This window comes from Pseudomonas bananamidigenes (assembly GCF_001679645.1).
GTDB classification, from domain to species: Bacteria; Pseudomonadota; Gammaproteobacteria; order Pseudomonadales; family Pseudomonadaceae; genus Aquipseudomonas; species Aquipseudomonas bananamidigenes.
Genome location: NZ_LRUN01000057.1, coordinates 51856 through 77966 on the forward strand (window position 1 = coordinate 51856; position 26111 = coordinate 77966).

The 26111-nt window shown below is 60.3% G+C and carries 21 protein-coding genes and 1 pseudogene; 11 read left to right on the forward strand and 11 right to left on the reverse strand.

Annotation, left to right across the window (positions count from 1 at the left end):
- Window positions 1-7: 7 nt before the first annotated feature.
- Genes BBF94_RS20035 through mfd form a run of 3 tightly spaced genes read right to left on the reverse strand, consistent with a single transcriptional unit; the run spans window position 8 to window position 6751 of the window.
- Entirely contained in the window at window positions 8-2698 is a 2691-nt protein-coding gene (locus tag BBF94_RS20035; RefSeq protein ID WP_065260708.1) for a DEAD/DEAH box helicase, read from the reverse strand.
- Window positions 2699-2709: 11 nt separating this feature from the next.
- A complete protein-coding gene (locus BBF94_RS20040; protein ID WP_065260709.1) occupies window positions 2710-3291 on the reverse strand; it encodes a CsiV family protein in 582 nt (193 codons plus the stop codon).
- A gap of 10 nt (window positions 3292-3301) precedes the next feature.
- Window positions 3302-6751 (reverse strand): transcription-repair coupling factor, encoded by a 3450-nt coding sequence (gene mfd / locus BBF94_RS20045; RefSeq protein ID WP_065260710.1) that lies wholly within the window; start codon window positions 6749-6751, stop codon window positions 3302-3304.
- A gap of 354 nt (window positions 6752-7105) precedes the next feature.
- Here mfd and BBF94_RS20050 point away from each other — a divergent pair, with 354 nt between their 5' ends.
- Window positions 7106-8569 (forward strand): glyceraldehyde-3-phosphate dehydrogenase, encoded by a 1464-nt coding sequence (locus BBF94_RS20050; RefSeq protein WP_065260711.1) that lies wholly within the window; start codon window positions 7106-7108, stop codon window positions 8567-8569.
- Window positions 8570-8633: 64 nt separating this feature from the next.
- On the opposite strand, the gene tcuC is transcribed toward BBF94_RS20050, so the two are convergent.
- On the reverse strand, window positions 8634-9926 hold the full coding sequence (tcuC, locus tag BBF94_RS20055) for an MFS transporter (protein ID WP_065260712.1): 1293 nt from the start codon (window positions 9924-9926) through the stop codon (window positions 8634-8636).
- A gap of 122 nt (window positions 9927-10048) precedes the next feature.
- Between tcuC and BBF94_RS20060 the strand changes: the two genes are divergently transcribed.
- Together BBF94_RS20060 and sthA are read left to right on the forward strand one after the other, a co-directional pair.
- Window positions 10049-11047 carry an FAD:protein FMN transferase gene (locus BBF94_RS20060; RefSeq protein ID WP_404820963.1) on the forward strand — a complete coding sequence of 333 codons (999 nt, stop codon included), beginning with the start codon at window positions 10049-10051 and terminating at the stop codon, window positions 11045-11047.
- Window positions 11048-11248: 201 nt separating this feature from the next.
- Window positions 11249-12643, forward strand: a complete 1395-nt coding sequence (sthA, locus tag BBF94_RS20065; RefSeq protein WP_065260713.1) for a Si-specific NAD(P)(+) transhydrogenase — start codon at window positions 11249-11251, stop codon at window positions 12641-12643.
- Window positions 12644-12685: 42 nt separating this feature from the next.
- Here the strand turns inward: sthA and BBF94_RS20070 are convergent, their stop codons facing one another.
- Together BBF94_RS20070 and BBF94_RS20075 are read right to left on the reverse strand one after the other, a co-directional pair.
- A complete protein-coding gene (locus tag BBF94_RS20070; RefSeq protein WP_065260714.1) occupies window positions 12686-13408 on the reverse strand; it encodes a glycerophosphodiester phosphodiesterase in 723 nt (240 codons plus the stop codon).
- A 13-nt stretch (window positions 13409-13421) separates the two neighbouring features.
- The gene (locus BBF94_RS20075) at window positions 13422-14003 is read right to left on the reverse strand and encodes a PilZ domain-containing protein (protein ID WP_065260715.1); all 582 of its coding nucleotides are present in this window, start codon (window positions 14001-14003) and stop codon (window positions 13422-13424) included.
- A gap of 94 nt (window positions 14004-14097) precedes the next feature.
- Here BBF94_RS20075 and BBF94_RS20080 point away from each other — a divergent pair, with 94 nt between their 5' ends.
- The 3 genes from BBF94_RS20080 (at window position 14098) to BBF94_RS20090 (ending at window position 17347) form a co-directional block, all read left to right on the forward strand.
- On the forward strand, window positions 14098-15348 hold the full coding sequence (locus BBF94_RS20080) for a lipoprotein-releasing ABC transporter permease subunit (protein WP_065260716.1): 1251 nt from the start codon (window positions 14098-14100) through the stop codon (window positions 15346-15348).
- 7 nt (window positions 15349-15355) lie between these two features.
- Window positions 15356-16039 carry a lipoprotein-releasing ABC transporter ATP-binding protein LolD gene (gene lolD, locus BBF94_RS20085; RefSeq protein WP_176704481.1) on the forward strand — a complete coding sequence of 228 codons (684 nt, stop codon included), beginning with the start codon at window positions 15356-15358 and terminating at the stop codon, window positions 16037-16039.
- Window positions 16040-16102: 63 nt separating this feature from the next.
- Window positions 16103-17347: a lipoprotein-releasing ABC transporter permease subunit gene (locus tag BBF94_RS20090; protein WP_065260718.1), complete on the forward strand. Its 1245-nt coding sequence runs from the start codon at window positions 16103-16105 to the stop codon at window positions 17345-17347.
- A 123-nt stretch (window positions 17348-17470) separates the two neighbouring features.
- Here BBF94_RS20090 and BBF94_RS20095 read toward each other — a convergent pair whose 3' ends face one another.
- Window positions 17471-18808, reverse strand: a complete 1338-nt coding sequence (locus tag BBF94_RS20095) for a heavy metal sensor histidine kinase (protein WP_065260719.1) — start codon at window positions 18806-18808, stop codon at window positions 17471-17473.
- Entirely contained in the window at window positions 18808-19488 is a 681-nt protein-coding gene (locus tag BBF94_RS20100; protein ID WP_065260720.1) for a heavy metal response regulator transcription factor, read from the reverse strand. Before BBF94_RS20100 ends, BBF94_RS20095 begins: the two co-directional genes overlap by 1 nt.
- Before the next feature lie 155 nt (window positions 19489-19643).
- Here BBF94_RS20100 and copI point away from each other — a divergent pair, with 155 nt between their 5' ends.
- Together copI and queF are read left to right on the forward strand one after the other, a co-directional pair.
- Window positions 19644-20177 carry a copper-resistant cuproprotein CopI gene (gene copI, locus BBF94_RS20105; RefSeq protein ID WP_065260721.1) on the forward strand — a complete coding sequence of 178 codons (534 nt, stop codon included), beginning with the start codon at window positions 19644-19646 and terminating at the stop codon, window positions 20175-20177.
- A 61-nt stretch (window positions 20178-20238) separates the two neighbouring features.
- A pseudogene (gene queF, locus BBF94_RS20110) lies at window positions 20239-21068 on the forward strand (NADPH-dependent 7-cyano-7-deazaguanine reductase QueF).
- 170 nt (window positions 21069-21238) lie between these two features.
- Here queF and BBF94_RS20115 read toward each other — a convergent pair.
- Window positions 21239-21502 (reverse strand): DUF4404 family protein, encoded by a 264-nt coding sequence (locus tag BBF94_RS20115; RefSeq protein WP_065260722.1) that lies wholly within the window; start codon window positions 21500-21502, stop codon window positions 21239-21241.
- A 108-nt stretch (window positions 21503-21610) separates the two neighbouring features.
- The gene (locus tag BBF94_RS20120) at window positions 21611-22231 is read right to left on the reverse strand and encodes a phosphatase (protein ID WP_065260723.1); all 621 of its coding nucleotides are present in this window, start codon (window positions 22229-22231) and stop codon (window positions 21611-21613) included.
- 234 nt (window positions 22232-22465) lie between these two features.
- Here BBF94_RS20120 and BBF94_RS20125 point away from each other — a divergent pair, with 234 nt between their 5' ends.
- The 3 genes from BBF94_RS20125 to rssC all read left to right on the forward strand — a co-directional run bounded on the left by BBF94_RS20125 (window position 22466) and on the right by rssC (window position 25093).
- A complete protein-coding gene (locus BBF94_RS20125; RefSeq protein WP_404820964.1) occupies window positions 22466-23107 on the forward strand; it encodes an MlaA family lipoprotein in 642 nt (213 codons plus the stop codon).
- Window positions 23108-23429: 322 nt separating this feature from the next.
- Window positions 23430-24611 carry a two-component system response regulator RssB gene (gene rssB, locus BBF94_RS20130; RefSeq protein WP_065260725.1) on the forward strand — a complete coding sequence of 394 codons (1182 nt, stop codon included), beginning with the start codon at window positions 23430-23432 and terminating at the stop codon, window positions 24609-24611.
- Window positions 24611-25093, forward strand: coding sequence for an anti-sigma factor antagonist RssC (gene rssC / locus BBF94_RS20135; protein WP_065260726.1), 483 nt, complete (start codon window positions 24611-24613; stop codon window positions 25091-25093). Before rssB ends, rssC begins: the two co-directional genes overlap by 1 nt.
- A 72-nt stretch (window positions 25094-25165) precedes the next feature.
- Here the strand turns inward: rssC and tal are convergent, their stop codons facing one another.
- Window positions 25166-26092 carry a transaldolase gene (tal, locus tag BBF94_RS20140; protein WP_065260727.1) on the reverse strand — a complete coding sequence of 309 codons (927 nt, stop codon included), beginning with the start codon at window positions 26090-26092 and terminating at the stop codon, window positions 25166-25168.
- Window positions 26093-26111: the final 19 nt, after the last annotated feature.

The following is a 26111-nucleotide window of genomic DNA, read 5'->3' on the forward strand; positions in this document are numbered from 1 at the left end:
AAAGATTTCAGCGCTTGTCGAACTTGTCCGGCAACGGCGCAAACAGCGCCTCGATATCGTCGCTCTGCAACTTCCAGTCCCCGGCCTTGCGCCCATCCAGCACGCCGGCCGCCAGGTCGGATTTTTCCCGCTGCAGATGCTGAATTTTCTCTTCGACCGTGCCCCGGGCAATCATCTTGTAGACGAACACTGGCTTCTCCTGGCCAATGCGATACGCACGGTCGGTGGCCTGGTTTTCGGTCGCGGGGTTCCACCACGGATCGTAGTGAATCACGGTGTCCGCTTCCGTCAGGTTCAGGCCCACACCGCCAGCCTTCAGGCTGATGAGAAAGATCTGACGCTTGCCGCTCTGGAATTCCTTCACCGGTGTGCGCCGATCCCGGGTTTGCCCGGTCAGCAACGCATAGGGGACATTGCGCTTTTTCAGCTCGTCTTCGATCAATGACAGCATCGAGGTGAACTGCGAGAACAACAGAATCCGCCGTCCTTCCTCAAACAACTCCTCGAGCATTTCCATCAGGCTGTCGAGCTTGCCCGAGGTGCTGCCGCGAGCGGGCAGGGTGGCGTCGTTGACCAGGCGCAAATCACAGCAGACCTGACGCAGCTTGAGCAGCGCTTCGAGAATGATGATCTGGCTGCGCGCCACGCCTTTGCGAGTGATCTCGTCGCGCACCTTCTTGTCCATGGCCAGGCGCATGGTTTCGTACACGTCGCGCTGCGCCTCGTTGAGCTCGACCCAATGGATGATCTCGGTTTTCGGCGGCAACTCGGTCGCGACCTGTTCCTTGGTGCGGCGCAGCAGGAAGGGTTTGATCCGACCGTTGAGGTGCTGAAGTCTGACTTCGCTGGCGCGCTTTTCGATTGGTACACGGTAATCGGCGTTGAAGCTTTTGACGTCGCCGAGCCAGCCGGGCAGCAGGAAGTGAAACAGCGACCACAACTCGCCCAGGTGGTTTTCCAGAGGGGTTCCGCTCAGGCACAGGCGCTGGCGAGCGTTCAATTCGCGGGCGGCCTGGGCGGCTTTGCTGTTCGGATTCTTGATGTACTGCGCCTCGTCCAGCACCAATACGTGCAGCGGTTGCCGGGTCAGGTGCCCGACATCCTTGGGCAGCAGCGCGTAGGTCGTGAGGATCAGGTCGTAATCGGCCAGATGCTCGAAATGCTTTTTGCGGCTGGCGCCGTACAGGGCCAGCACTTTGAGCTGTGGTGTGAAGTGCGCCGCTTCATCCAGCCAGTTGGGGATCAGGCTGGTGGGCATCACCACCATGCAGGGTCGATCCAGTCGCCCGGCGTTTTTCTCGCTGAGAATGTGTGCCAGGGTCTGTAGGGTTTTGCCCAGACCCATGTCATCGGCAAGAATCCCGCCGACTTCAAGTTGCCGCAGCGACTGCATCCAGCTCAAGCCTTCGAGCTGATAAGGGCGCAGCGTCGCGTTCAGCCCTTGCGGCGCTTCGGCGTTATAGTCGCGGATATCACGCAAGCGTTGGGCGAAGCTGCGAATCTGTTCTCCGCCCTCCCACAGAAGGGGGATGTCTTCCAGCGAATTGAGGCGGGTGGCGTCAGCCTTGCTCAGGCGCAGGGAGGTTTCGCCCGGCTCTTGCAGATAGAACTCGCCCAGCGTCGCCAGCACCGGCTTCAACCGGCCGAGCGGCAGAGCGACCTGCAGGGGGCCGTGCTCACTGTTGCGTTGCGGGATGTTCACCAGAATCAGCTCGTCGTCCCGGCGCCGGGCGAGGCGTTCGGGGTTGAGGATTTCTGTGTGCGAGCGCATCAGGTTGAGCAGGATCGGCAAAAGGCTCAGGCGTTCGCCATTGACGATGATACCCAGCTCCAGATCAAACCAGTCGCGCTCTGGCGTCTGCTCGACGGTGGCGTACCAGTCGTCGACGGCAGTCAGGTCGAAGCCGAATTCATCGTCGACCAGCAGTTCCCAGCCTTGGGTGCGCAGCTTCGGCAGGTCGTTCAGCGTAAACGTCAGCCAGGCGCTGTCATTGACCATTTCATAGAGTTCGCCGGCGCTTTCCGGTAGAGCCTTGCTTTGCCTTGTGGCTATGCGAAAGCCGAGAATCCGCAGTTGTTCGCGGTAGCTTTGTTCAACCTCCGGGTGGCGTTTGACCCGCAGTGTCTGAGCTTCCTGGCGTATCAGAATGTCGCTGTTTTTCTGCCCGCTGACGTATTCGTCGAGATAACTGAACGACAGTGCCGCACGGTGCTGGATATAGCGCTGCATCTTGCCATTGCGTGGTTCGAAGGCGCTGAACTCGACGCTGGCCAGCCACAGGCGCGGCACCGGCTGTACGTTGTCGACCAGTACTTGTGGCGGCGCCTTGGGACTGCGGTTTTCCAGGACGGCCTGGAGTTTTTCCAGCAGTTCGGCGTCTTTGGTGGCGGCAGGGTATTCGAGGGTTTCCTGCACGTGCAGCAATACCGCTGCACAGTGTTTGCAGTTGCTGTGAACCGGGCAGGTGCAGGTGGCGTCGACCATCAGCAGTGTGCCTTTGGCCGATTCGCGCAAATGGATCGTCTGGCGATAGAGGTTGCCGCCAGAGCCTTCGCAACTGGCGGTAATTGTCGCGTCGCCGACCTGCACGATCCGCACCCGGTTTTCCAGAGCGTAGCGGCGGCCACGCTCCAGGCTTTGTTCCTTGAACCGGCTGACCCAGGAAGGGGCCAGCGGTTTGCTCAGAGGTGGAGGCATGAGGACTTCGATCAGTCCGGAATGGATTCAGGTGCTTCCCGAGGCGCTGGCGCCGTCAGCGAAGTGATCTTGATCAGCATGGCTAGGTGGCCGTTGTCCAGGTAGTTGAGCTGGCCATTTTTGGTGTGGCTGTCCTGTTTCAGGCGTTCGCTGGCGGTGACCATGCCGTTGGCGTCGATCTGGTTGACCCAGAAATCGGCGTTGACGTCGGTGAAACGCCCGAGTTTCATTTCGAGCGTGCCCTCGATGGGAAACTGGCCGAACTGTTCCTTGCCGTCGCTGATCGCGATTTTGGTCGGCGACTCGCCCAGAGGCTGCTGCCAGGCCTTGTGCATCAGCACAGTGTATTCGCCGCTGGCAGCGAGTTTGCTGGCGACTTCACCCAATGCGGGAGTACGCAGGCTGGCATCGTCAAGGCGTCTGGCGCCGGCGGCCCAGTCTTCCGGTGCGGCGCGGCTGATGATGGCGGGGACGGCGTTCTGGCGTATCAGAATCATTTCAACCTGATACAGGTCATCGGCAAACGCCGAGGGTGCCGCCAGCGTCATCAAGAGCGGGGTCAGCAGCAAAGTCAGTGAGCGAAACAGGCGCATGCGGCGTCCTTCAAGCAGTTTTCGGGAGGAGGCGCTCGAACAGCGCCTCCACAGTATTAAAGCGCTCTTCCGGGCGCTCCATCGGCACCTGGAATTTGAACATCGTGGCGCCTTCGAATTTGTAGCGTTTCGGTTGACTCTGAATCAGCTTGATCAGGGTCATCGGATCGACCGGGGTCTGTGCGGCGAACTCGATTCGACCGCCCTGCGGGCCGCCATCGACCTTCTTGATGCCCAGCTGTTCGGCCTGCAATTTCAATGCAGTGATGCGCACCAGATTCTTGGTCGGTTCCGGCAGCAGGCCGAAGCGGTCGATCATCTCCACTTGCAGGTCTTTTAGGCCCTCCTCGTCGGTGGCCGACGCGATGCGTTTGTAGAGGATCAACCGTGCATGCACATCCGGCAGGTAATCCTCCGGAATCAGCGCCGGCACCCGCAGGTTGACTTCCGGGCCGCCACCGAGCGGTTGATCGAGGTTTGGCTGTTCGCCCTTGCGGATCGATTTCACCGCGCGCTCGAGCATTTCCATGTACAGCGTGAAGCCGACGGCTTGAATCTGCCCGCTCTGGCCATCGCCCAGCAGTTCGCCGGCGCCACGGATTTCCAGGTCGTTGGTGGCCAGCACGAAGCCCGCGCCGAGGTCTTGCGTATTGGCAATCGCCTCCAGACGTTTTTCCGCATCGCCGGAGATCTGTTGGCGTGGCGGGGTCAGCAGGTAGGCGTAGGCCTGGTGGTGGCTGCGACCGACGCGACCGCGCAACTGGTGCAACTGCGCCAGACCGAACTTGTCGGCGCGCTCGATGATGATGGTGTTGGCGCTCGGCACGTCGATGCCGGTCTCGATGATGGTCGAGGCGATCAGTACGTTGAAGCGCTTGTGGTAGAAGTCGCTCATTACCTGTTCGAGTTCGCGCTCGCGCATCTGTCCGTGCCCGATGCCGATGCGCGCCTCCGGCACCAGTTCGGCCAGTTCGGCGGCGCATTTCTCGATGGTCTTCACGTCGTTGTGCAGGTAGTAAACCTGACCGCCGCGCAGCAGTTCGCGCAGCAAGGCTTCCTTCACCGTGCTCTTGTTCTGCTCCATGACGAAGGTGCGCACCGACAGACGTCGCGCCGGCGGCGTGGCGATGATCGACAGGTCGCGCATGCCCGACACCGCCATGTTCAGCGTGCGCGGAATCGGGGTGGCTGTCAGGGTCAGAATGTCGACTTCGCTGCGCAGGGCCTTGAGCTGTTCTTTCTGACGGACACCGAAGCGGTGTTCTTCGTCGATGATCACCAGACCCAGGTTCTTGATCTTGACGTCGTCCTGCAGCAGCTTGTGGGTGCCGATGACGATGTCGATATTGCCTTCGGCCAGTTCGGCCACCGCCGCGTTCACTTCTTTTGCCGACTTGAAGCGGCTCATCACTTCCACGGTCACCGGCCAGTCGGCGAAGCGGTCGCGGAAGCTGTTGTAGTGCTGCTGGGCGAGCAGGGTGGTCGGCACCAGGATTGCCACTTGCTTGCCGCCGTGCACGGCAATGAATGCGGCACGCATGGCCACTTCGGTCTTGCCGAAGCCCACGTCACCGCAGACCAGCCGGTCCATCGGCTTCGGCGCAAGCATGTCCTCGCGCACGGCTTCGATGGTGGCTTGCTGGTCCGGAGTTTCCTCGAACGGGAAGCCGGCGCTGAACGTCGCATAATCGGCTTTCGGATCGGCGAATGCGTAACCTTCGCGAGCGGCGCGACGGGCGTAGATGTCGAGCAGTTCGGCGGCCACGTCGCGGACCTGTTCGGCAGCCTTGCGTTTGGCTTTCTGCCAGGTCTCCGAGCCGAGTCGGTGCAGCGGGGCCAGGGCATCGTCGCTGCCGGTGTAGCGGGCAATGAGATGCAGGTTGGCCACCGGCACATAGAGCTTGGCGTTCTCGGCGTATTCGAGGGTGAGGAATTCGGCAGCCTGGTTGTCGATTTCCAGAATCGTCAGGCCGAGATAGCGGCCGACACCGTGGTCGATATGGACCACCGGCGCGCCCTCGCGCAATTCGGTGAGGTTCTTGATCACCGCATCGTTGTTGGCGTCGGCGCGTTTCTCGCGGCGACGACGCTGCATCACGCGCTGGCCGAACAGCGGGCTTTCCGCGGCCAGTGCCAGTGCCGGGTCATCGAGCATCAGGCCTTCGTCGAGCGGTGCAATGGTGATCGCCAGGCGATCCTTGCCCGCGACGAAGTCCGGCCAGCTATCGACGGTTTTCGGTCGCAGCTTCAGTCGATCCAGCAACTCCAGCAGCACTTCGCGACGACCTGCGGACTCGGCAGTGAACAGCACGCGTCCCGGGAACTGGTCGAGAAAGGTGGAAAGTGCGGCCAACGGCTGCGTGGCCTTGGCTTCGATCGCCAGATCCGGCAGTGCCTGCGCGGGAAAGCGCTCGCGGCCGACACCGGTTTCCACATCCTGCTGGCTGGCCACCACGCGCGGCCAGTTCTTCAGGCGGGCGAAGCAATCCTCTACCGGCAGAAACAGCTCGGCGGGTGGCAATAAAGGACGTGACGGATCGACACGGCGTTCTTCATAACGATTGCGCACGTCGTTCCAGAAGTTTTCTGCCGCTTGCTCGATTCCTGGCAGCGAGAACACCTGGGTGTCCTGGGGCAGGTAATCGAACAGGGTCGAGGTTTCCTCGAAGAACAGCGGCAAGTAGTACTCGATGCCGGCCGGGGTGATGCCGCTGCTCAGATCCTGAAAGATCGGGCAGCGGCGGAAATCGACGTCGAAGCGCTCGCGAAAACGCGCCTTGAAACGGGTGACCGCTTCTTTCTGCAGCGGAAATTCCTTGGCCGGCAGCAGTTTGACCGAATCGACCTTGTCGATGGAGCGCTGGGTTTCCGGGTCGAAGGTGCGCAGGGTTTCGATTTCGTCGTCGAACAGATCGATCCGATAAGGCAGTTTGCTGCCCATCGGAAACAGGTCGATCAGTGCGCCGCGTACCGTGAACTCGCCGTGTTCGTACACCGTATCGACGTACCGATAGCCGCTGGCTTCGAGCCGTGTGCGCATCTGTTCGACGTCGAGTTTCTGACCGACATCCAGCACCAGGCTGCTGCCGAGCAGGAACCTGGTCGGCGCCAGACGATGCAGGGCCGTAGTGATCGGCACCACCAGCACGCCATGTTCCAGTTCCGGCAGTCTGTAAAGGCTGGCGATGCGCTGGGAGATGATGTCCTGATGCGGCGAAAACAGGTCGTAGGGCAGGGTTTCCCAATCGGGGAAATGCAGCACCGGTAAATCCGGGGCGAAGAAGCTCAGTTCCTGCTCCAGCCGTTCGGCACTCTGGCTGTCGGCGGTCAGCAGCAACGTGAAGCGCTTGGCAGCGCTGGCAGCCTCGGCAATGGCCAGGCTCAGTGCAGCACCGGGCAGATTGCCCCAGTGCTGTTTACCTGCCGCAGCAGGGAGAAGCGGTAGACGCAGAACAGGCACGGAAGGTTGAGCTCCAGGCGTTGCGACAAAGTCGGTAATTGTAGCGGCGTCCGGTGCCGCCTGTCAGTTGCAGACTGCGTCTATCTGCGCTGTTTCCGGAAAATGTAGTGGTAACCATAAAAACAGACACTTTTTTGACGATTATGTAGTGCCGAAATCGAGTGGTGTTACGGAGGGTTACAGACATCGTCTAACAGCCGTCGAAAAACTGACTGCGCTGCAGGCCCCGGTTTTACTGGGCTTGCGCGAGGCGTTATTTTTTTGGACGGCGTTTTGTTACCGGTTGCACGACAAGCGCGCATTGCTACGAGAGGTTCTCGGCGGCATAATGTAGCCCCTTTTTTCTGCCCCTACATGTGGAAGGTTCCCGTGACTCAGAAGCCCGACCAGTGTCTTGGTGAATGGATCGACCGTGAAGCACTCGCAGAAGCGATGATTCCGCTTATCGGTCAGCTCTACCGCAATAACAACGTGGTGAGCTCGATCTATGGCCGCAGCCTGATCAACCAGTCTGTCATCGCGATTCTCAAGGCTCATCGCTTTGCTCGCCATCGTTCTTCCGACGATAGCGAACTCTCCGTCCACGAAACATTCCCTCTGCTGAAGGCCATGAGCGAGCTCAAGCTCGGCGCGGCTTCGGTGGATCTGGGCAAGTTGGCGTTCAAGTTCCGCGCTGAAGGCAATGGCCGCACGGCCGAACAATTCGTTCGCGAAGAGTTGGCCGATGTCGTGGGCCAGCAAAACGCCTCCGCGCGTAAAGGCACCGATGTCGTGCTGTACGGCTTCGGTCGTATCGGCCGTCTGCTGGCGCGCATCCTGATCGAAAAAACCGGTGGTGGCGACGGCTTGCGTCTGCGTGCCATCGTTGTTCGCAAGGGTTCTGAAAACGATCTGGTCAAGCGTGCCAGCCTGCTGCGTCGTGACTCGGTACATGGCCCGTTCGATGGCACTATCACCATCGATGAAGAAAACAACACCATCACCGCCAACGGCAACCTGATTCAGGTGATCTACGCCAAGAGCCCGTCCGAAGTCGACTACACCCAGTACGGCATCGAGAATGCGCTGATCGTCGACAACACCGGTGTATGGCGTGATGCCGACGGCCTGGGCCAGCACCTGGCCTGCCCGGGCGCTGCCCGCGTGATTCTGACCGCGCCGGGCAAAGGCGCGCTGAAGAACATCGTTCACGGCATCAACCACGGCGACATCACGCCTGACGACAAGATCATCTCGGCGGCGTCCTGCACCACCAACGCCATCGTGCCGGTGCTCAAGGCCGTCAACGACCAGTACGGCATCGTCAACGGCCACGTCGAAACCGTTCACTCGTTCACCAACGACCAGAACCTGATCGACAACTTCCACAAGGGCAGCCGTCGTGGCCGCGCCGCGCCGCTGAACATGGTGATCACCGAGACCGGTGCCGCCACTGCCGCTGCCAAGGCACTGCCAGTGCTCAAGGGCAAGCTGACCGGCAACGCGATTCGCGTACCTACGCCGAACGTGTCGATGGCCATCCTGAACCTGAATCTGGAAAAGGCCACCACTCGCGACGAAATCAACGAGTACCTGCGTCAGATGGCCATGCACTCGGAACTGCACAAGCAGATCGATTACGTCAGCTCGCAGGAAGTGGTTTCCACTGACTTCGTGGGCTCGCGTCATGCCGGTGTCGTGGATGCCGAGGCAACCATCACCCAGGATAACCGCGTCGTTCTGTACGTCTGGTACGACAACGAGTTCGGTTACAGCTGCCAGGTGGTTCGCGTGATGGAAGACATGGCCGGTGTAAACCCGCCAGCGTTCCCGCGCTAAGCCTTAGCCGCAAATGAAAACGCCCCGACATTGTCGGGGCGTTTTTGTTTGTGCGCGATTCTGGTCAGTGGGGGATGACGGTTTGTGCCGTACGCAATGCATGCCTGTTGCCACGGAACAGCACCAGGGTCGCGATCAGGCCCAGCACCGCTGCGCCGCTGAGCCAGATTCCCGGCGCAGCCTTGTTGTCCAGCACATGGATCAGGTAAGTGCAGGCGGCTGGCGTGAAACCACCAAACGTTGCGGTGGCCAGACTGTAGGCCAGCGAGAAACCCGTCGTACGCACTTCTACCGGCATGATTTCGGTCAGGGCCACCACCATCGCACCGTTGTACGAGCCGTACAGGAACGACAGCCACAACTCGACGATCAACAGATGGCTGAAGCTCGGATTCGCCACCAGCCACGACAGCGCCGGGTAGGCAGTCAGGATCGCCAGGCTCGTCGCCGCCAGCAGCAGAGGTTTGCGGCCGATCTTGTCAGATACGGCGCCCATCACCGGCAGCCAGAAGAAGTTCGACAGACCGATGCACACGGTTACCAGCAATGCATCGAAGTCTGACAAGTGCAACTCTGCCTTGCCAAAAGTCGGGGTGTAGGCGGTGATCAGATAGAACGACACGGTAGTCATCACCACCAGCGCCATGCCGGCGAGGACGATGCCAAAGTTCTGACCGATCGAGCGGACGATTTCCTGCAGGGTAGGACGGTGTTTGCGGGCCTGGAATTCCGGCGTTTCCTCCAGGGAGCGGCGAATCACGAAAATTACCGGAACAATCATGCAGCCAATCAGGAAAGGCACGCGCCAGCCCCATTCGCCCATTTGGTCCGGGCTCAGCCAGTGGTTGAGGCCAACACCGAGCAGGCCGGCGAATACCACGGCGGCTTGTTGGCTGGCGGACTGCCAGCTGACGAAGAAGCCCTTGCGCCCCGGCGTAGAAATTTCTGCCAGATACACCGACACGCCGCCCAGTTCCACGCCAGCCGAAAAGCCTTGCAGCAAACGGCCGAACAATACGATCAGCGGCGCGGCGACGCCAAGGGTGGCGTAACCCGGGACGCAGGCAATCAGCACGGTACCGGCCGCCATCAGGGCGAGGGTGATGATCAAGCCCTGGCGACGACCGTGACGGTCAATGTAGGCACCGAGGAAAATCGCCCCCAGCGGGCGCATCAGGAAGCCTGCGCCGAAGGTGGCAAGGGAGAGCATCAGGGACGCGAACGCGCTGTCGGTAGGGAAGAAGGTCTTGGCAATGGCCGTGGCGTAAAAGCCGTAGACCATGAAGTCGAACATCTCGAGAAAGTTGCCGCTGACAACGCGAAAAATCGCTTTGCCTTTGCCCGTGGAGGAGGACATGTTCAGGTACTCACTTGTTGATTTTGTGTGAAGGCGTTGTATCCGTTTGGGAGCGAGCGGGCTCTGTGGCCATAATGGCCGTCGCGATTTTGCTCGGAGATGAAGAATTGTTAACTGGACGGATGCTGGTTTTCGTGAGTGTTCTCGGTGTCCTGTCCGGATGCGGCAATGGCGACTCCATGGAAAGCTTCGGCGGTCCGACCATGGGCAGCACGTATTCGATCAAGTACGTGCGACGAATCAACTTGCCCGCTCCCCAGGACGTCCGGGTCGAAGTGGAAAAGATCCTCGCCGACGTCGACCGGCAGATGTCCACCTACCGTGCGGACTCGGATATCTCGCGCTTCAACGCATTGCCCGCCGATCGCTGTCAGATCATGCCGGCACCGATTCTTGAGTTGGTCCGGGTGGGCGAACAGCTGTCGCAACAGAGCGAAGGTTCCTACGACCTGACGGTAGAACCGTTGCTCAACCTCTGGGGCTTCGGTCCGCAAGGGCGTGAGGAGAAAGTCCCGAGCGCTGCGGCGCTGGCCGAGGTGCAGAAGCGGGTGGGTTACCGGCATTTGCGTATCGATGGTGACCAGTTGTGCAAGGACGCGGCGGTCGAGGTCGATTTCAACAGCATCGCCGCCGGTTACGCGGTCGACACCATTGCCGCGCGACTCGATGCCATGGGTATTCATGATTATCTGGCCGAAGCCACGGGCGAGCTCAAGGCGTCCGGCAGAAAGCTCGACGGCTCGCCCTGGCGCATTGCCCTGGAGGAGCCACGTGACGATCAGCAAGTAGCGGAGCGCGTCATTAATGTCGATGGCTACGGGCTTTCCACGTCCGGCGACTACCGCAACTATTTTCAACAGGATGGAAAGCGATATTCCCACACCTTCGATGCCCGCACCGGAGCGCCCGTCGTACACGATCTGGCGTCAGTCACGGTCATGCATCCTTCAGCCTTGATGGCCGACGGACTATCGACACTGTTGCTGATTCTCGGGCCTGAAAGGGCTTGGGACTATGCCGAAAAACACGACATTGGTGCATTCTTCGTGATTCGTGCCGATAAAGGTTTCGTGACTCGCACCAGTCGGGCGTTCGAAAGGCTTGCAGGCGCAAAAAATTGACCGGCAGCAATGCGAAAACTGGCGTTGTAGTGCAGGCAAAAGTAGCCTACGACGCGACCAAGGGTTAATGTGCGCGGCGTTGACGCTTCTATAGACTGTGTCCGGGTTTTCAACTGGCCCCCAATTGTTCCTTCGCGCCGTCGTCCGGCGTGATTTAGCCGCCGGTGCTGCTGGCACCGCGGCCTGTTCTGAGGAGTACGCATGGCTGTCTACAACTACGACGTGGTGGTGCTGGGTTCCGGCCCGGCGGGAGAAGGCGCGGCAATGAACGCCGCCAAAGCAGGGCGCAAGGTGGCGATGGTCGACAGCCGTCGCCAGGTCGGCGGTAACTGCACCCACCTGGGCACCATCCCGTCCAAGGCCCTGCGTCACTCGGTGCGGCAGATCATGCAGTTCAACACCAATCCGATGTTCCGGGCCATCGGTGAACCGCGCTGGTTCTCCTTCCCGGACGTGTTGAAAAGCGCCGAGAAAGTCATCTCCAAACAAGTCGCTTCGCGTACCGGCTACTACGCCCGTAACCGCGTCGACGTGTTCTTCGGCACCGGCAGCTTCGCCGACGAGCAGACCATCGAAGTGGTCTGCGCCAACGGCGTGGTCGAAAAACTGGTGGCCAAACACATCATCATCGCCACCGGTTCGCGTCCTTATCGCCCGGCGGACATCGATTTCCACCACCCGCGCATCTACGATAGCGACACCATCCTCAGCCTCGGCCACACCCCGCGTAAACTGATCGTTTACGGCGCCGGCGTGATCGGTTGCGAATACGCCTCGATCTTCAGCGGTCTGGGTGTACTGGTCGAGCTGGTGGACAACCGCGGCCAGTTGCTGAGCTTCCTCGACTCGGAAATCTCCCAGGCGTTGAGCTACCACTTCAGCAACAACAACATCACCGTGCGTCATAACGAAGAGTATGACCGCGTCGAAGGCGTGGACAACGGCGTGATCCTGCACCTGAAGTCCGGCAAGAAGATCAAGGCCGACGCCTTGCTCTGGTGCAACGGCCGCACCGGCAACACCGATCAGTTGGGGCTGGAAAACATCGGCGTCAAGGTCAACAGCCGTGGCCAGATCGAAGTCGACGAGAACTATCGCACCTGCGTGCAGAACATCTACGGCGCCGGTGACGTGATCGGCTGGCCAAGCCTGGCCAGTGCCGCCCACGACCAGGGCCGTTCGGCGGCCGGCAGCATTGTCGACAACGGCAGCTGGCGTTTCGTGAATGACGTGCCGACCGGCATCTACACCATTCCGGAGATCAGCTCGATCGGCAAGAACGAGCAGGAGCTGACCCAGGCCAAGGTGCCGTACGAAGTGGGCAAGGCGTTCTTCAAGAGCATGGCGCGTGCGCAGATCGCCGGTGAACCGCAAGGGATGCTGAAGATCCTGTTCCACCGCGAAACCCTGCAGGTGCTGGGCGTTCACTGCTTCGGTTATCAGGCGTCGGAGATCGTGCACATCGGTCAGGCGATCATGAACCAGCCGGGTGAGCTCAATACCCTGAAGTACTTCGTCAATACCACCTTCAACTACCCGACCATGGCCGAAGCCTATCGGGTAGCCGCGTACGACGGCCTCAACCGGCTTTTTTGAGCGGCTCCGGCCGGTGGCCTGAGCCGGCCGGGGAGACCGATTTCAGCCATTCCCGAGGGTGGCAGTGGCCAAACCGGGAAAGTCTGTAATCAGGCTGTCAACGCCGAAGTCGGCGAGTCTGCGCATCAGCGCAGGCTCGTTGACGGTCCATACCGACACATGCAGCCCCTGACGCTGCGCCTTCTGCAGGCGTTCCGGCGTACACAGCGTCCAGTTCAAGGCCAGAATCTCGCAGCCATAACTTGCCGCGACCTTCAGCGGGTCGAGCCAGGCGTATTCGGCCACCAGTCCGCGCGACACGTCCGGCACCAGATCCAGCGCCGCCTTCAACACTTCCCTTGAACTCGAGGTGATCGTCACCTTGTCGAGCAGTCCGTGCCTGACCGCCATTTCACGAATGGCCAGAACGGTCGTTGCGGCGCGGGTGCGCGAAGCACTTTTGACTTCGAGCTGCCAGTGATCGAAATCACACTTTTCAAACAGTTCTTCCAGGGTCGGAATCGGGCAGGGCTTGATCCAGCCGGGGCCACCCTTGCGGGCGTCGTAAGTCACCAGCTCGGCAGCGGTGTGTTCGACCACCTTGCCGCGACGCTCGGTGGTGCGCTTGAGGGTCGGGTCGTGGATGACCATCAGTTCGCCGTCCTTGGACAGGTGCAGATCCAGTTCGCAACGGCGTACGCCGTGTTTGAGACATTCCTGAAAGCTGCTCAGGGTGTTTTCCGGTGCTTCGCCCTTGGCGCCGCGGTGGCCGTAGATAAGGGTCACGGTTCTTCCTTAATTAAATGCCTGATTCGTTCTGTTCGCGGGCCAGGCGTCGTTCCTGGGCCTGCTTTTGCAAGATATAACGGGCGAGCAACTGGCGCTGGGCATCGGTCAGGTGTTCGAATTCGGTGCCGATGTCGTAGCCGTCGCCCTTGCGGTCGCAATGGGTGACCCGGGCGCGCAGCAGCAGGCCGTGGGCCTGAGGCATCAGCACCATTTTGACCGACAGGCGTGAGCCGGCAGGGATCGGCGTCGGATTCTGAAAATCCACACCGCCCTCCGAGATGATCACCGGTTGCGGCTCGCCGATTTGCCCGAGCGCGGTCAGCGCAATGACCTGACTGAGCAGATCGATGCGCTTGTTCTGGGATTTCAGGAATGCCGCGATGGCACGGTCGCGCTCGTTGATCTGGCGCAACAGGTGCTGCGACTCGAATTCGCTCAGGTGCAGTTCACTGAGCACGTTGAATAACGGGGAAGCATCCTGCAACACTTCCTGGCCTGCGGCTTCTGCAGCGGACAGGGGCCGAATTTCCAGTGCGATCGTGTCCTCGATACGGTAGTATTCGCGGCGATCTTCTTCATCTAATGTCGACATGGCGAACCCATGGTAGCGGCGGTGGTCTGAGTGTAAAGCTGGTTATCGACCCCCGCCACAAGGACGTTCCTTTTCCCTCCGAACAAGCCCCGACATGTTCAGACCTCTCTTCGTATTTATCGGCACGCGTTACACCCGTGCAAAGCGTCGCAATCATTTTGTGTCATTCATTTCCCTGACTTCGATGATCGGGCTCGCCCTTGGCGTGGTCGTGATGATCGTGGTGCTGTCGGTGATGAACGGCTTCGATCATGAAATGCGCACCCGCGTGCTGGGCATGGTGCCCCACGCAACCATCGAGTCCGGTGAAGCCATCAGCGACTGGCCGAGCCTGGCCGCCAGGGTCAAGCAGAACCCGCAGGTGGCGGCCGTCGCGCCGTTCACCCAGATGCAGGGCCTGTTGACCAACAACGGTCAGGTGTCGAAGGTGTTGCTCAACGCCATCGATCCGGCGCTGGAGCGCAACGTCTCGATCATCGACAACTTCATGAAGCAAGGCAGGCTCGACGATCTGACGCCGGGCAGCTTCGGCATCGTGATCGGTGACAAGGCCGCGACCAAGCTGGGCGTGGGCGTCGGTGACAAGATCACCTTCGTCGCCCCGGAGGTCAGTGTGACCCCGGCCGGGATGTTCCCGCGCATGAAGCGCTTCACCGTGGTCGGCATCTTCCATGTCGGCGCCGGTGAGCTGGATGGTTATCTGGGCGTCACCAATCTGCAAGACCTGGCGAAGCTGCACCGCTGGAAGCCTGATCAGGTGCAGGGTCTGCGCCTGAAGTTCGATGACTTGTTCCAGGCGCCGCGTGAAGCGTGGAACATCGCCCAGCGGCTTGGCGAAGACCATTACTACGCCCGCGACTGGACCCGCACCCACGGCAACCTGTATCAGGCGATCCGCATGGAAAAAGCCATGATCGGCCTGCTGTTGCTGCTGATCGTCGCGGTTGCTGCGTTCAACATCATTTCCACGCTGGTGATGGTGGTGAACGACAAGAAGGGCGATATCGCCATCCTGCGCACGCTGGGCGCCACGCCGGGCACGATCATGCGCACGTTCATGGTGCAGGGCACGGTGATCGGTGTGGTCGGTACGGCCATCGGTGCCGTGGTCGGGATCCTGGCGGCGCTCAACGTCAGCGCTGCGATTTCGGCACTCGAAGGCGTGATCGGGCATAAATTCCTCAACGCCGACGTGTATTTCATCGATTACCTGCCATCGCAGGTGCAGAGCCAGGACGTGGTCATGGTCTGCGCCGCTGCGTTGGTCCTGAGTTTCCTCGCCACCCTGTATCCAGCCTGGCGTGCCGCGCGCACCCAGCCGGCGGAGGCGCTACGTTATGAGTGAGTCGGGCATGAGTGATAAAGCAATCCTGAGCTGCCGCAACCTGGGCAAGTCCTATGAGGAAGGCCCGGAGTCGGTGCAAGTGCTGGCCGGTCTGCAACTGGAGTTGCACCCGGGTGAGCGGGTGGCGATCGTCGGCAAGTCCGGTTCGGGCAAAAGTACCTTGCTCAACCTGCTGGGCGGTCTCGACACCCCGACCAAGGGCAGCGTCTGGCTCGACGGGGAAGAGCTCTCGGCACTGAGCGAGAAGAAGCGTGGCCTGTTGCGCAACCGTGCCCTCGGTTTTGTGTATCAGTTCCACCACCTGCTGCCGGAATTCACCGCGCTGGAAAACGTCTGCATGCCGCTGCTGATCGGCAAGACCGCAATCCCCGAGGCGCGTCAGCGGGCCACGGCGTTGCTGGAGCGGGTCGGTCTGGGCCATCGCCTGGAACATAAGCCGGCCGAGCTGTCCGGTGGCGAGCGCCAGCGCGTGGCGATTGCCCGGGCCCTGGTGAACAAGCCAGGCCTGGTGATGCTCGACGAGCCGACCGGCAACCTCGACTCCCACACCGCCGAGGGCATTCAGGATCTGATGCTGGAACTCAGCACTTCGATGCGCACGGCGTTCCTTGTGGTGACTCACGATTTGAACCTGGCTCGCCAGATGGACCGCGTCCTGCAGTTGCAGGATGGTTGTCTGACCCCCATCTGACGGCTTGAAACCCGATGCCTGAAAAGGCGTCGGGTCTTTTATTTTTATACGGTGCCCCAGCGAATGTTCAGACCGTTATCGATCTTTATCGGCACGCGCTATACCCGCGCCAAGCGCCGCAATCGCTTTGTTTCGTTCATTTCGATGACCTCGATGATCGGCCTCGCCCTCGGCGTGCTGGCGATGATCGTGGTGTTGTCGGTGATGAACGGTTTCCAGCGCGAAATGAGCTCGCGCATCCTCGGCATGGTGCCTCACGCGACCATCGTCGGCGTCAAGCCGATCGATGACTGGCAACCGGTGGCCGCTGCCGCTTTGAAAAACCCTGAAGTGACCGCCGCCGTGCCGTTCACCGAGATGGAAGGTATGCTGTCCTACAAGGGCATGATGCAGCCGATCCAGATCAGCGGCGTCGATCCGGCCCAGGAAGGCAAGGTGTCGATCGTTGCGCAGCATATTGTTCAGGGGCGTCTCGATGCCTTGAAACCGGGCGAGTTCGGTGTGGTGCTGGGCGAGATCACGGCCCGACGCTTCCGTCTGAACGTCGGCGACAAGATCACCCTGATCGTGCCGGAAGTCAGTACCGCACCGGGCGGCATCACCCCGCGCATGCAGCGTCTGAATGTGGTCGGCATCTTCAAGGTCGGCGCCGAACTGGACGGTTCCATGGGCCTGATCCACGTCTCCGACGCCGCGACCATGCAGCACTGGGAGCCGAATCAGGTGCAGAGCGTGCGTCTGGCAGTGAAAGATCTGTACGCTGCACCGAAGGTCTCGTCCGACATCGCCACCGGCCTTGGCACTGACTTCAAGGCAGACGACTGGACCCACACCCAGGGCAGCCTGTTCAGTGCGATGAAAATGGAAAAGACCATGATCGGCCTGTTGTTGCTGATGATCGTCGCGGTGGCGGCGTTCAATATCATCGCCACCCTGATCATGGTGGTGAACGACAAGGGTGCGGACATCGCGATCCTGCGCACCATCGGCGCCACGCCACGGCAGATCATGGCGATCTTCATGGTTCAGGGCACGGTGATCGGCATCGTCGGCACCATCATTGGTGGCGTGTTGGGCGTGATTGCCGCGCTGAACGTCAGTGAGATGGTGGGCTGGGTCGAGCGAGTGACCGGGCAGCACATCTTCAGTTCCGACGTGTATTTCGTCAGCAACCTGCCCTCGGAGTTGCAGGGTGGCGACGTGCTGCTGATCTGCTCGGCAGGCTTCATCCTCAGTTTCCTGGCCACTGTTTACCCGGCCTGGCGAGCGGCGAAGATCGAGCCGGCGCACGCGTTGCGTTATTCGTAAGCTTCAAGACCGCCATCGCGAGCAAGCTCGCTCCCACAGTGTTACGGGGTGTTCACAGAAGTGTGGCGCGACTCGAAACTTGTGGGAGCGAGCTTGCTCGCGAAGGGGCCAGCACTGCTGGCCTCAGTCTTTGGGCAACTCAATCACAAACCGCGTCCATCCCCGATCCGATTCGCAATGAATCTGCCCGCCATGGGCTCTGATGATCGACTGAGTGATCGCCAGCCCCAACCCGGCATGTTCGCTGGTGCCTTCCTGGCGTGCCGGATCAGCCCGGTAAAAGCGGTCGAACAAACGCGGCAGCAACTCCGAAGAAATCCCCTCGCCACTGTTCTCGACGGTCACCCTCAAGGATTTCGCCTGCTCAGCTATCTGCACACGCACATCGCCTGCGGCCGGGGTAAAGCGCAGTGCATTGTCCAGCAGATTCGACAGCGCCCGGCGCAGCATCGCGCGGTCACCTTCAAACCGGCCCTCGCCGTCGCGGCTCAGGCTGACTTGAGCCTCTTCGGCCAGTGGCGCGAAAAACTCCAGCAATACATCGGCTTCTTCCGCCAGGTCCAGCGGTTCACGCTTGGGCGCCAGCAATCCGTGGTCGGCCTTGGCCAGATAAAGCATGTCGTTGACCAGTTGCGCCATCCATTGCAGCTCTTCGAGGTTGCTGTGCAAGGCCTCGCGATAATCTTCGAGTGGGCGAGGGCGTGTGAGGGTGACTTGTGTGTGGGTCAGCAGGTTCGACAGCGGAGTGCGCAGTTCATGGGCGATGTCGGCAGAGAACGCCGAAAGTCGCTGAAAAGAGTCATCGAGACGTCCGAGCATGGCGTTGAAGCTGTGGGCCAGTTCCGTGAGTTCCGCAGGCATCTGCGCTTCCGGCAGTCGGGCATTCAGCGATTGCGCGGAAATCCCCCGCGCCACGGCGCTCATGCGCCGTAATGGACGCAGGCCGCTGCGTGCCGCCCAGGCGCCCAACAGCGCGGTGGCCAGTGCCGAAAGGCCTACGGTCAGCCAGATCAGATGTTGCATGCGTTGCAGGAAGTGTTGGTGGTGGGTGATGTCCAGCAGCAAGGTCAATTGTGGTGAGTCGGGTCGTTCCGGGAAGAGCGGGGCATTGAGCAGGCGATAGTCCGTGCCGTTGTCATTGATGGTAGCCAGACCGGGCTGTTGCGGCAGGTTCGCCGACATTTGCAGGGATCGGCCAAACCAGCGCTGCCCTTCGGGGCTGCTGATGCGCAGCGCGACATCGCCTTGTTGGTTCAATTCATCGGTGACATGTGCGGCGTCACCATTCCCCATCAGCGCCTGACGCACATTGATCAGCCTGCTTTCGAGCAATTGCTGATCGAGTTCGATGAAGTGCGCCTCGCTGGCGCGGTTGAAAACGACGCCGGCTACCAGTGAAACCGTTGCGGTGCAGGCAGCGAACAGCAACGCCAGCCGACTGCCGAGTGACAGACGGCGCATCAGTCGGGACGCTCTTCAAGTACGTAACCCATGCCGCGCACGGTATGGATGAGTTTTTCAGGAAAGTCGTCATCGATCTTCAGACGCAGGCGGCGGATCGCCACTTCGATCACATTGGTATCGCTGTCGAAGTTCATGTCCCAGACTTGCGAGGCGATCAGGGATTTGGGCAGCACTTCGCCCTGGCGGCGCAGGAGCATTTCCAGCAGGGCAAACTCTTTCGCCGTAAGGTCGATGCGCTGGCCACTGCGTTCGACCCGGCGGCGGATCAGATCAAGGCGCAGGTCGGCCAGTTGCAGGCAGGTTTCCTGTGGCGTGGTGCTGCCGCGCCGCAACAGGCTGCGTACCCGGGCCAGCAGTTCGGAAAACGCGAATGGCTTGACCAGGTAGTCGTCGGCGCCCAGTTCGAGGCCGTGAACCCGGTCTTCCACGGTGTCTTTGGCGGTCAGAAACAGGATCGGTGTTTCCAGCCCGGCGCTGCGCACCGCTTGCAGAATCTGCCAGCCACTGCGCCCGGGCAGCATGACGTCAAGGATCAACAGCGCGTAGTCGCCGCTCAACGCCAACTGTTGTCCGGTGTTGCCGTCGGCCACCAGCTCGGTGTTGAAGCCGGCCTCGGTCAGGCCCTGGCGCAGGTAGTGGCCGGTTTTCGGTTGGTCTTCGACGATCAGCAGTTTCATGGGCGACTCGGGTTTGTAGGAACGAGAGCGTTATACCGTGGGAGTTGGTTACGAGCGCCAACCTGACAAAGTTGTAATCTGCCTGTCAGGTCGCTGCCAGCCCGGGCCGACTAAAGTTTCCCACAGGCTGAATCTTATCTTGTTGGAGTATGACCATGTTTTTGCGCAACCCTCTGACCGTCGCCGCCTGTTTGCTGGCGTTGAGCTCATCCGTATGGGCCGATCCTGCGCGCACGTATGACTTCGGCCAACCGGCACCTGCTGCCAAGGCCTCCCGTAGTATTGAAGTGGTGATGGGCGACATGTCGTTCGATCCGAAGGCCATCGACATCAAGGCCGGTGAGACCATTCGTTTTGTTTTGGTAAACAAGGGCCGGTTGCTGCACGAATTCAACCTCGGCGATGCCGCGATGCATGCCAGACACCAGCAGGAAATGCTGCAAATGCAGCAAAGCGGCATGTTGACGCCGACCGGCATGAAGGAAATGTCCCACGATATGGCGGGCATGGATCATGGGGCGATGGGACACGGCATGAAACACGACGACCCCAACAGCGTGCTGGTCGAACCGGGCAAGACCGCCGAGTTGACCTGGACCTTCAGCAAGGCGACCAGCCTGGAGTTTGCCTGCAACATTCCCGGGCATTACCAGGCCGGAATGGTCGGCAAATTGACTGTCAGTCAGTAAGCACTCAAAGGCGCAAGCAAAGGCTGATAGAATCCGCTGATTCTTCAGTCAGGTTTCCGCCATGCATCCCGCAGCCGAACATTCGCCGCTGGGCAAGTCCAGCGAATACATCGCCACTTACACACCGTCCCTGCTGTTCCCGATTCCGCGCACCGCGAAGTGGGCAGAGCTGGGCCTGACCGCCGAGACCCTGCCGTATAAAGGTGTGGATTTCTGGAACTGCTTCGAACTGTCGTGGTTGCTGCCGTCGGGTAAACCGGTGGTGGCGATCGGCGAATTCAGCATTCCGGCGGACTCGCCGAACATCATCGAATCCAAGTCGTTCAAGCTGTACCTGAATTCCCTGAACCAGACCTCGTTCGCCGATACAGCGAGCCTGGAAGCGACGCTGGTCAAGGACTTGTCCGCCGCTGCCGGCAAACCGGTGGGCGTGCGGGTTCGCAGCCTGAAAGAGGTTGAAGCCGAAGGCGTCGCGCGCTACCGGGCGTGTGCATCGACGAGCTGGATATCAGCGTCAGCAATTACGAACACCCACGTCCCGAACTGCTGCGCTGTGACGATTCGCGGGTGGTGGAGGAGAGCGTGCACAGTCACCTGCTTAAATCCAACTGCCCGGTGACCAGCCAGCCGGACTGGGGCAGCGTGGTGGTGGAATACCGTGGCGCGGCGCTGGATCACGCCAGTCTGCTGGAATACATCGTCAGCTTCCGCCAGCACTCGGACTTCCATGAGCAGTGCGTGGAGCGGATTTTCCTTGACCTGCAGCGTCTGCTGAAACCGGAGAAACTCACAGTATTTGCACGTTATGTGCGCCGTGGCGGACTGGATATCAACCCGTACCGCAGCACTGAAAGCGTGCAACTGCCGAACCGGCGTCTGGTTCGTCAGTAAAAAATCAATGTGGGAGCGAGCTTGCTCGCGATCGCAATTTGTCAGTGACGTTAATGTTGGCTGATACACCGCAATCGCGAGCAAGCTCGCTCCCACAAAGGTTGTGTTCCAAGTTCCAGATATGAAAAAGCCCTGCCATCACTGGCAGGGCTTTTTCGTATTCGCAGGTCTCAGATCCCCATGCTGACCAGGGAGTTCACAATGTTGCGCAGCGTGCCGGCGATGGTGGGGTGTTCGAGTTCGAAGCGTTCGACGGCCAGGTTCACACCGTCGGCGAGATTGGAATCCTGGGTTTTGGTTTCCAGTTCAAGTTCCAGTTCGATCTGTTGCATCAGTGCGTGCAGGTCTGCGCGCTCGGCTTCCGACAGCGGCGGATTCTGATCCAGTTGCTCGCGCAGGGCATTGAGCTGTTTCTGCAGTTCTTGAGCGGGCATGGTTGTTTCCTTTTATCGAGAGGCACTGGCATAGACCGCAGCCGTGCGCCAAAGGTCTATGGCTCTCCTTAAGCCTAATCCACTCTGCCGCAACCTGCATGATCCCGGTCAGGGCTTTTCGCCTTTGAGACGGCGCTGGCTGATGTCGGCGAGACAAGTGTCGAGCTCGCCCAGATGATCGATCACCGAATGCACGCCCAGGCCAAACAGTTGCACCGTCGCCTTGCCACGTAGCTGCTCGCGTTCCTTCTGGCTCAGCGCTTGCCACTCTTGTGGCGATAGACCGCAGAGTGAACCGCAGGACGCCAGGCCGATCGTCCACAGTCCGGCATTCAGGCCGGATTGCAGCAGGCGCGGTTCTCCGCTGACCAGCACACAACCGTCGAGGCGCGCGACCTGCAATGCCATCAACGCCTGCCAGCAGGCATCAGGCGCCGGCCATGGGTTGATTGTTGCGGGATGTTGCGAAGATTTGACCCAGTCCGGCAGCGTGACTGAAAGCGCCCGGGTGAGGGGAGATGGGAGTTCGTCCAGCCAGGCGCACGGAATCTGTTGCCGTTGCAGGCTGCGCAGGCTGTCCAGAGCCCCGGGAGTGGTCTCGGCGTGGTCCGCAGTGGCGCCGGCAGGATGGCGGGCGCGGGCGCCGAAGTCCACCAGGCAGCCGCTGAGCCCGAACAGCACGGCCGTCAGGTTGGGTGCTGCATGGGGCATTGCTTCGGCCTGTGACATGAAAAACGTCCTTGAAATACACGTCAGGCTAAGCAAGACCGGTGACAGTTGGATGACAACGGCGTTACGACGAGTCCTGCAGCGCTGATGATGTTGGAAATGCCTAAACAAGTGTTTCCGTCTTATACTGAGCACCTTATGACCGTGGTCCGCATGCCGCGTATGTTCAATCCAAGGAGTTTTTCTATGCGCTGGAGCAATCCTCTCGCTCAGCTTTGTGTATGTGCCGGCGTGATGCTGGTTCCGTTCGTTGCCCAGGCGGCAACGGAAGAAGACCCTTGGGAAAGCGTCAACCGTCCGATCTTTCAGTTCAACGACTTCGTCGATACCTACGCACTGAAGCCTCTGGCGCAGGGCTATGAGTATGTAACGCCGCAATTTCTGGAAGATGGCATCCACAACATGTTCCGCAACGTCGGCGACATCACCAACCTGGCCAACAACATTCTCCAGGCCAAACCGGCTGCTGCCGGTGTCGACACCGCGCGTCTGATCTTCAACACTACCTTCGGCCTGCTGGGCTTCTTCGACGTGGGCACCAAGATGGGCCTGCAACGCAGCGACGAAGACTTCGGCCAGACCCTCGGTTACTGGGGAGTGAGCAGCGGTCCGTACGTGATGCTGCCGTTGCTGGGCCCGAGCACCCTGCGTGATGCGCCGTCGAAATACGTTGATACCTACACTGCGCCGTACCGCTATATGAACGACATTCCGGCACGTAACACGATTTACGGCCTGAACATCGTCGATACCCGTGCCAGCCTGTTGTCCAGCGAGAAGCTGATCAGCGGCGACAAATACACCTTCATCCGCAATGCCTACCTGCAGAACCGCGAGTTCAAGGTCAAGGACGGTCACGTCGAAGACGATTTCTGATTCGACCTGTGAACCCCCGGAAGGCGACCGAAAGGTCGCCTTTTTTGTCACTGCATCCTTCCATTGAGTTACGGTTTCGAACGTTCTTATAACTCTCTGTGATTTGACAAACAAAGTCGTCAGGCGACGAATCGCGCATGCTTGAAACGCTCGAAGGATGGGAGTACCGTCTGCGCCTTAGAAGGGCACCTCTGGTGCAGCCGTGTGCGGGGCCAACGCTCCGAAGCGGTGCAGCAGAGAGGCTAGAAAGCGAATCCAGTAGTCTGCGCCGGGCCGTTGCCCCGCCTGCTACGCCAACCTAATTCTGGCGCCGTTTGCCCACATGCCAAAAACCAGTGCCACGCTGCTGATAATCGATGATGACGAAGTAGTGCGCGCGAGCCTCGCGGCCTATTTGGAAGACAGTGGTTTCAGCGTCTTGCAGGCCAGTAACGGTCAGCAGGGTCTTCAGGTATTCGAGCAAGACCAGCCCGATCTCGTCATCTGCGATCTGCGCATGCCGCAGATGGGCGGTCTCGAACTCATCCGTCAGGTTACCGAGCGATCCCCGCAGACACCGGTGATCGTGGTCTCCGGTGCCGGCGTGATGAATGACGCGGTCGAGGCCCTGCGCCTGGGCGCGGCGGATTACCTGATCAAGCCTCTCGAAGATCTGGCCGTGCTCGAGCACTCCGTGCGCCGGGCCCTGGATCGTGCGCGTCTGCTGCTGGAAAACCAGCGTTACCGCGAGAAGCTGGAGAAGGCCAACCGCGAGCTCGAAGCCAGTCTGAATCTGCTCCAGGAAGACCAGAACGCCGGTCGCCAGGTGCAGATGAACATGCTGCCGGAAAGCCCGTGGACCATCGACGAATTCAAGTTCGCCCACCAGATCATCCCGTCGCTGTACCTGTCGGGTGATTTTGTCGACTACTTCCGGGTGGACGAACGCCGTGTCGCGTTCTATCTGGCGGACGTTTCAGGCCATGGCGCCTCTTCGGCGTTCGTCACCGTCCTGCTGAAGTTCATGACCACGCGCTTGCTGTTCGAGTCCAAGCGCAACGGCACCCTGCCGGAATTCAAACCTTCGGAAGTCCTTGGTCATATCAACCGGGGGCTGATCAGTTGTAAGCTGGGCAAGCACGTCACAATGGTCGGTGGAGTCATCGACGAGGAGACCGGTTTGTTGACCTATAGCATCGGCGGCCATCTGCCGTTGCCTGTGTTGTACACGCCTGACAGTGTTCGCTATCTCGAGGGGCGCGGTCTGCCCGTGGGGCTGTTCAATGAAGCCACCTACGAAGACCATGTGCTCGAGCTGCCACCCGCATTCAGCCTGACGCTGATGTCTGATGGCATTCTGGATCTTTTGCCAGAACCCACACTCAAAGAGAAAGAAGCTGCCTTGCCCCAGCGGGTCAAGTCGGCGGGCGGCAGCCTGGATGGACTGCGGCAGGTTTTTGGATTGGCCACGCTAGGGGAGATGCCGGATGATATCGCCCTGTTGGTGTTGAGCAGGAATCTTTAATGAGTACCGGTAGAATCCAGTTCGCCGAGCAGGATGGCACCTTCGTCCTGAAGTTCGTCGGTGAAGTTCGCCTGACCCTGTGTTCGGCGTTGGATGCGACTATTGAAAAGATCTTCACCGCGCTGAATTTCAACGCGATCGTGATCGATCTGACCGAAACCCGCAGCATCGACAGCACCACGCTGGGGCTGCTGGCCAAGCTGTCGATCCTGTCGCGGCAAAAGGTCGGCCTGCTGCCGACCGTGGTCACGACACACGATGACATCACTCGTCTGTTGCAATCGATGGGCTTCGAGCAGGTGTTCAATATCGTCAACCATCCCGTGCCGTGCCCGGAGTGTCTCGATGACCTGCCGGATCAGGATCAGTCGGAGGAGGTGGTGCGGGTCAAGGTGCTGGAAGCGCACAAGATCCTCATGGGCCTGAACGACTCCAACCGTGAAGCCTTCCATGATCTGGTGAACGCCCTCGAACGGCATTGATTCCCCAGCCATCAGGCACAAAAAAGGGCGAACCTGCAAAGGTTCGCCCTTTTTGCGTTTGCTGTCAGCCCATTACAGCTTGGCTTGCAGCAACGCCTCGAGTTTTTCCTGGTCACGGGCAAACTGACGGATGCCTTCGGCCAGTTTCTCGGTGGCCATGGCGTCTTCGTTGGACAGCCAGCGGAACTGCGCCTCGTTGAGGCTCAGGCGTGCTTCGCCGGCATGGCCCGGAGCGAGTTTGCGTTCCAGCTTGCCGGTATCTGCCGCCAGTTTGTCGATCAGGTCCGGGCTGATGGTCAGGCGGTCGCAGCCGGCCAGTTGTTCGATCTGGCTCAGGTTGCGGAAGCTCGCGCCCATGACCACGGTCTTGTAGTCATTGGCCTTGTAGTAGTTGTAGATGCGCGTCACCGATTGCACGCCCGGATCGTCGGCACCGGTGTAATCGTTGCCGTTGGCCTTCTTGTACCAATCGTAGATGCGGCCCACGAACGGCGAAATCAGGAACACGCCGGCATCGGCGCAGGCGGCGGCCTGGGCGAAGGAGAACAGCAGGGTCAGGTTGGTCTGGATGCCTTCCTTCTCCAGCACTTCAGCGGCACGGATGCCCTCCCAGGTGGACGCGATCTTGATCAGTACGCGATCGCGACCGACGCCGGCCTTGTCGTACAGCTCGATCAGACGGTGCGCACGCTTGAGCATCGCGTCCTTGTCGAACGACAGGCGCGCATCCACTTCGGTGGAAATGCGGCCCGGGATCACCTTGAGGATTTCCTTGCCCACCGCGATGCCGAAACGGTCGCTGGCCAGGCCGACATCGCCCTTGCAGTCGCCAACGCTGGCGTTCAGCAGTTCGGCATAAGCCGGGATGGCGGCGGCTTTGAGGAGCAGGGAAGGGTTGGTGGTGGCATCGACCGGCTTGACCCGGGCGATCGCTTCGAAGTCGCCGGTGTCGGCAACCACGGTGGTGAACTGTTTGAGTTGTTCCAGCTTGGAAGTCATGAGCGTGCTCTGTCCTATG